5 protein-coding genes are annotated in these 6,000 nt (G+C 42.0%); all 5 read left to right on the forward strand.

Going from position 1 to position 6,000, the window contains the following annotated elements:
* Window positions 1–265 precede the first annotated feature (265 nt).
* On the forward strand, window positions 266–1,357 hold the full coding sequence (gene serC / locus PR834_RS05675; RefSeq protein ID WP_036957913.1) for a 3-phosphoserine/phosphohydroxythreonine transaminase: 1,092 nt from the start codon (window positions 266–268) through the stop codon (window positions 1,355–1,357).
* Between the two features lie 121 nt (window positions 1,358–1,478).
* Window positions 1,479–2,756: a 3-phosphoshikimate 1-carboxyvinyltransferase gene (aroA, locus tag PR834_RS05680; RefSeq protein WP_172767340.1), complete on the forward strand. Its 1,278-nt coding sequence runs from the start codon at window positions 1,479–1,481 to the stop codon at window positions 2,754–2,756.
* 187 nt (window positions 2,757–2,943) lie between these two features.
* Window positions 2,944–3,627: a (d)CMP kinase gene (gene cmk, locus PR834_RS05685; protein WP_094960688.1), complete on the forward strand. Its 684-nt coding sequence runs from the start codon at window positions 2,944–2,946 to the stop codon at window positions 3,625–3,627.
* Between the two features lie 173 nt (window positions 3,628–3,800).
* Entirely contained in the window at window positions 3,801–5,474 is a 1,674-nt protein-coding gene (gene rpsA / locus PR834_RS05690) for a 30S ribosomal protein S1 (protein ID WP_004909559.1), read from the forward strand.
* 56 nt (window positions 5,475–5,530) lie between these two features.
* Window positions 5,531–5,818 (forward strand): integration host factor subunit beta, encoded by a 288-nt coding sequence (gene ihfB, locus PR834_RS05695; protein ID WP_004256221.1) that lies wholly within the window; start codon window positions 5,531–5,533, stop codon window positions 5,816–5,818.
* Window positions 5,819–6,000: the final 182 nt, after the last annotated feature.

The following is a 6,000-nucleotide window of genomic DNA, read 5'->3' on the forward strand; positions in this document are numbered from 1 at the left end:
ATTTCAATGAATATCCCGAAACACAGCGCAATGATGTAATTCGGGATATTATCGCTTATTTATTGTTAATTTCTCCATAAAATGGTGCTTGTCGAGAGTGTGACAAGATTAACAAAATTCTTTTCCCCATTATCAAAAAATAACCCCCCTTTCATTTTTGGGATTGCTGACAATAACCGTTGCAGCTAAAGGCTTGGAGTGGTACAACTTTAATTATCTGAGTGAATTTTATTAACCATAATTGAAGATGGATAGGGTGAGGTCAATGAGTCAGGTTTATAATTTCAGTGCAGGTCCAGCTATGCTACCTGTTGAAGTCATGCGTCGTGCTGAACAAGAGTTTTGTAATTGGAAGGGTTTAGGCGTTTCTGTCATGGAAGTTAGCCATCGCGGAAAAGACTTTATCGAAGTGGCAACAGAAGCAGAGCAAAATTTACGTGATTTATTAAACATCCCTGATAACTATAAAGTTTTATTTTGTCACGGTGGAGCTCGAGCCCATTTTGCGACGTTACCAATGAATTTACTAGGTGATAAAACGACCGCAGACTACATTGTAAGCGGCTATTGGTCAGAGTCAGCAGCAAAAGAAGCTGAAAAATACTGTACACCTAATGTAATTCAAATTACTGAAGAAAAAGATGGCATTGTTAGTTTAAAACCTATGAAAGAGTGGCCATTAAGTGATGATGCCGCTTATGTTCACTATTGCCCAAATGAAACCATTGGTGGCTTAGCTATTCATGAGGAACCTGATTTCCCTGAAGATAAAATTATTGTTGCTGACTATTCCTCTTCTATCTTATCTAAACCGATTGATGTAAGCCGTTATGGTGTAATTTATGCGGGAGCTCAAAAAAATATTGGGCCAGCTGGATTAACTATCGTTATTATTCGAGAAGACCTGCTCGGTAAAGCTTCGCCTCAGACTCCATCTGTATTTGATTACACGGTATTAGCAAAACACGATTCAATGTTTAATACTCCACCGACCTTTGCTTGGTATCTCGCGGGGATGGTCTTCAAATGGTTAAAAGAGCAAGGTGGTTTGCAAGAAATGGCTAAGCGTAATTATGAAAAATCACAATTACTCTACAATGCAATTGATGATAGCCAGTTCTATATTAACCGTGTTGCGGTTGAAAACCGTTCTTGGATGAACGTACCGTTCCAAATGCAAAACCCGGCACTTGATGCGAAATTTATTGAAGAAGCCAAAGAGCAAGGCTTACTTTCTCTAAAAGGCCATAAAGTGGCTGGTGGTATGCGTGCGTCAATCTATAATGCGATGCCATTAGCTGGTGTACAGGCTTTGGTTGATTTTATGGCTGATTTCGAACGCCATAACGCTCAATAATGAGATTTGCCGACTGAAATAGGATGTTCAGTCGGTTATCTGTGCTCTTCTTATTTGACTTAAAAGAAAATAGAGCCAGATTTTATTTACTTGCAAAACTTCACTGGAGAAACTGCTTTTTATGCAATCCCTGACATTACAACCTATTTATTCAATCAACGGCACAATTAATTTGCCAGGGTCAAAAAGTGTCTCAAACCGCGCACTATTATTAGCAGCGATGGCTAAAGGAACGACCACACTCACTAACTTATTGGACAGTGATGATATTCGCCATATGCTGAATGCATTAAGCCAGCTAGGTGTTAACTACCAATTGTCTGAAGATAAAACACGTTGTCGTGTAGAAGGTTTAGGTGGAAATTTATCTCATCCAGATGAAACAGAAATCTTTTTAGGCAATGCGGGAACTGCAATGCGCCCACTGACTGCAGCACTATCACTAAGCCGTAATAATATTATTTTAACGGGTGAGCCTCGCATGAAAGAGCGCCCAATTGGGCATTTGGTTGATGCGCTGAGGGAAGGCGGTGCAGAGATTGAATATTTGGAACAAGAGAATTACCCACCATTACGTTTAAAAGGTGGTTTTATCGGTGGCCAAATTTCAGTTGATGGGTCTGTTTCCAGCCAGTTTTTAACTGCGCTGTTAATGGCGGCACCGCGTGCAGAGCAAGACACAACAATTACAATTATTGGCGAGTTAGTCTCCAAACCTTACATTGATATCACATTAGCATTAATGAAAACGTTCGGTGTTAATGTCGAAAATCATCAATATGAATATTTCGTTATCAAAGGGCAGCAACAATACCAATCACCAGGCGAATATTTAGTGGAAGGTGATGCTTCATCAGCGTCTTATTTCCTCGCTGCGGCCGCCATTAAGGGGGGCGTAGTGCGTGTAACAGGAATTGGGCGCAATAGTTTGCAAGGGGACACTAAATTTGCCAACGTATTAGAAAAAATGGGCGCGACTATTCGTTGGGGTGATGACTACGTTGAATGTGAACGCAGAACATTGACAGGTATTGATATGGACATGAACGCGATCCCTGATGCGGCAATGACCATTGGAACGGTTGCCCTGTTTGCTGAAGGCGAAACGGTTATTCGTAATATCTATAACTGGCGGGTAAAAGAGACCGACCGGTTATATGCGATGGCGACAGAGTTACGAAAAGTTGGCGCTGAAGTGGAAGAAGGGCATGATTATATTCGTGTTGTTCCACCGAAAAAATTACAACATGCTGAAATTGAAACCTATAACGACCATCGTATTGCAATGTGTTTTTCGTTAGTTGCATTATCAGATACACCAGTAACAATTTTGGATCCGGGCTGCACTGCAAAAACTTTTCCTGATTACTTCGAACAGTTGGCACGTCTAAGTCATTAATCTATTGATTGGGTTGATATTATTTTCTTTGATATCAACCTGATTTTTACGATTCAAATATCAACTTTTTCTTATTTTTTAGCAATCATCAGAACCTGCTTATTTCACAAATCTACTGAATTGGTATAATACCTTCACAGATTTTAATTGCGGGTAGCTAGGCTATTTGCAGAAAAGGAGATTTTTTATGGTGGCGATAGCCCCTGTAATCACCGTTGATGGACCAAGCGGAGCAGGTAAAGGTACGCTTTGCCAAGCATTAGCAAACGAGTTTGGGTGGCAACTTTTAGACTCTGGCGCGATTTATCGTGTATTAGCGTTAGCTGCGTTACATCACCATGTTGATATCCAATCCGAAGATGCGTTAGTTCCTTTGGCTGCAAATTTAGATGTGAAATTTGTTCCTGAAGATAATGTACTGAAAGTCATTCTGGAAGGGGAAGATGTTTCGAATCAAATTAGAACCGAAACAGTAGGAAACACTGCATCCCAAACAGCCACTTTTCCTCGCGTACGTGAAGCTTTACTCCGACGCCAACGTGCATTTAGAACCCATCCTGGGCTAATTGCTGATGGCCGTGATATGGGAACGGTGGTTTTTCCCGATGCACCGGTAAAAATTTTTCTTGATGCCTCCGCGGAAGAACGGGCTCATCGGCGGATGAAGCAGTTGCAAGAAAAAGGTTTTGATGTTAATTTTGAACGTCTTTTAAGCGAAATTGAAGAGCGGGATTTTCGTGATCGTAATCGCTCTGTTGCACCTCTTATTGCCGCGAAAGACGCATTAGTGCTGGATTCCACAAGTATGTCTATTGAGGAAGTTATTGAAAAAGCACACACCTATGCAAAAAAAATTCTACAATTATCGTGATAATAGGCTTTATTTTAGCTTATAATTAGATAATATACGCAGTTACCGCTATGTGATTATATTATTAGCGTAGCATCAACCTTGCGACATGGAATGTTGTGGGGTATGTGAAACAACCCCATTTGGCGGGAAGCTAAGTGGACGTTAATTTAAAACTCTTGAAGATCATTAATATGACTGAATCTTTTGCTCAACTCTTTGAAGAATCCCTGCAGAATATTGAAACTCGTCCTGGTTCTATCGTCCGTGGTACTGTTGTTGCCATCGATAAAGACGTAGTCCTTGTTGACGCAGGTCTTAAATCAGAATCTGCTATCCCAGTAGAACAGTTCAAAAATGCTCAGGGTGAGCTAGAAATCCAAGTTGGCGATGAAATCGATGTAGCTCTGGATGCAGTAGAAGATGGTTTCGGTGAAACTATCCTGTCTCGTGAGAAAGCTAAACGTCATGAAGCATGGCTGATGCTGGAAAAAGCTTACGAAGAAGCTGAAACTGTAACTGGTGTTATCAACGGTAAAGTTAAAGGTGGTTTCACTGTTGAGCTGAACGGTATTCGTGCGTTCTTACCAGGTTCACTGGTTGATGTACGTCCAGTTCGTGATACTACTCACTTGGAAGGCAAAGAGCTTGAGTTCAAAGTAATCAAGCTGGATCAGAAACGCAACAACGTTGTTGTTTCTCGTCGTGCTGTAATTGAATCTGAAAGCAGCGCTGAGCGCGATCAACTGCTGGAAAATCTGCAAGAAGGCATGGAAGTTAAAGGTATCGTTAAGAACCTTACTGACTACGGTGCATTCGTTGATCTGGGCGGTGTTGACGGCCTGCTGCATATCACTGACATGGCTTGGAAACGTGTTAAACACCCAAGCGAAATCGTCAACGTTGGTGATGAAATCAATGTTAAAGTTCTGAAATTCGACCGTGAGCGCACTCGTGTTTCTCTGGGTCTGAAACAACTGGGCGAAGATCCTTGGGTCGCAATCGCTAAACGTTACCCAGAAGGTACTAAACTGACTGGTCGCGTTACTAACCTGACTGACTATGGTTGCTTCGTAGAAATCGAAGAAGGCGTTGAAGGTCTGGTTCACGTTTCAGAAATGGATTGGACTAACAAAAACATCCACCCATCTAAAGTTGTTAACGTTGGTGATGTTGTTGAAGTTATGGTTCTGGATATCGATGAAGAACGTCGTCGTATCTCACTGGGCCTGAAACAGTGCAAATCTAACCCATGGCAGCAATTCGCAGAAACTCACAACAAAGGCGACCGCGTTGAAGGTAAAATCAAGTCTATCACTGACTTCGGTATCTTCATCGGTCTGGACGGCGGCATCGATGGCCTGGTTCACCTGTCTGACATTTCCTGGAACGTTGCAGGCGAAGAAGCAGTTCGTGAATACAAAAAAGGTGATGAAATCGCAGCTGTTGTTCTGCAAGTCGACGCAGAGCGTGAACGTATTTCTTTAGGTGTTAAACAGTTAGCTGAAGATCCATTCAATAACTATTTAGCAGCAACTAAGAAAGGCGCAATCGTAACTGGTAAAGTAATCGCAGTTGATGCTAAAGGTGCAACTGTTGAGCTGACACTGGGCGTTGAAGGTTACCTGCGTGCATCAGAAGCTTCACGTGACCGTGTTGAAGATGCAACACTGGTTCTGAACGTTGGTGATGATGTTGAAGCTAAATACACTGGTGTTGATCGTAAAAACCGTGTAATCAACCTGTCTGTTCGCGCTAAAGACGAAGCTGATGAGAAAGACGCTGTCGCAGCTGTGAACAAACAAGAAGATACAGCATTCGGCAACAATGCTATGGCTGAAGCTTTCAAAGCAGCTAAAGGCGAATAATTAAGTGGGGGCAACAGTAGCGTTGCCCCTTTGTAACGGTAGTTTAGGGAGGTACTATGACCAAGTCTGAATTAATTGAAAGACTGGCTAGCCAGCAGTCTCATCTTTCAGCAAAAACCGTTGAGGAAGCTGTAAAGGAAATTCTTGAGCATATGGCGGATACGTTAGCTAACGGTGAGCGTATTGAAGTCCGTGGTTTCGGCAGTTTTTCTCTTCACTACCGTGCTCCACGCGTTGGCCGTAACCCAAAAACTGGTGATAAAGTGGAACTAGAAGGTAAATATGTTCCTCACTTTAAACCAGGTAAAGAATTACGTGATCGTGTAAATATTTACGGCCAATAATCAGGCTGTAAATCTTAATTATTACATCAAAACAGTGCTTGTATTTTATACGGCACTGTTTTTTATTTCTGACCAACACCAACACCAACACCAACACCAACACCAACACCAACACCAACACCAACACCAACACCAACACCAACACCAACACCAACACCAACACCAACACCAACACCAACACC

It is taken from the genome of Providencia sp. PROV182 (genome assembly GCF_028480325.1).
Lineage (GTDB): Bacteria > Pseudomonadota > Gammaproteobacteria > Enterobacterales > Enterobacteriaceae > Providencia > Providencia hangzhouensis.